This is a genomic window from Stenotrophomonas sp. INTA L402-1 (assembly GCF_059295135.1).
The window spans coordinates 1-627 of sequence record NZ_JCAFWP010000159.1; the positions used below are offsets into that span (position 1 = coordinate 1).

Here is a 627-nt window from a genome sequence, read left to right on the forward strand (position 1 = left end):
CGCCGAATTGCCCGTCAAGGTTACCGCCGTTAACCACGGTATCGATATGCGAACCGCTCAGAACCACTTCCTGTGGATATTCGGTGCCATTCAGGCGACCGTATAAATTCCCCACTTCATCGAAACGTGTTTCCAGCCCGCTTGCTGCCATTCTTTTTTTAAATTGCTGCTGGGTTTCCAGCCATTCCGGCGAATAAAGTAAACGGGTCAAACCGCCGGTTGGTACAGCGCCAAAAGAGGAAAGCCACGGAATCTATTATTCTATAGCTTGACGGAAATGTGAAATCATAAGAAAGTCCTGTCTCAATAATTATTCAGCAAAGGGATTTTTCGTTTCTAATTACGTGTTATAAAGCGCGTCGGAAATCAAATACTGGTAAATATCATCAACAATTTCGATGCCTTCGACGGCGGCTTTGCGTTGTTTAATATCCTGATCTTGCCCGGGATAATAAACCTGATTAAAACCGGGCGCGGGGGTAATGGCATTTAATTCGCGCATGGTCTGGCTAAGATGTTGACTGAATAATTCGCTGGAGGAGAAAAAGCTCGGATTAATAACTACATGTAATTGCCCCAAATTACGCCCTGCGTGTAAATCGTCATACATCGAACTAACCTGTCGCC

The 627-nt window shown here is 45.1% G+C and carries 1 protein-coding gene and 1 pseudogene; both read right to left on the minus strand.

Going from position 1 to position 627, the window contains the following annotated elements:
- Positions 1–211, minus strand: a pseudogene (locus tag AC5O77_RS22080) (hypothetical protein); the annotation flags it as partial.
- Between the two features lie 129 nt (positions 212–340).
- Positions 341–627: Ldh family oxidoreductase (locus AC5O77_RS22085; protein ID WP_494507207.1), on the minus strand; the 287-nt coding region annotated here is incomplete at its 5' end.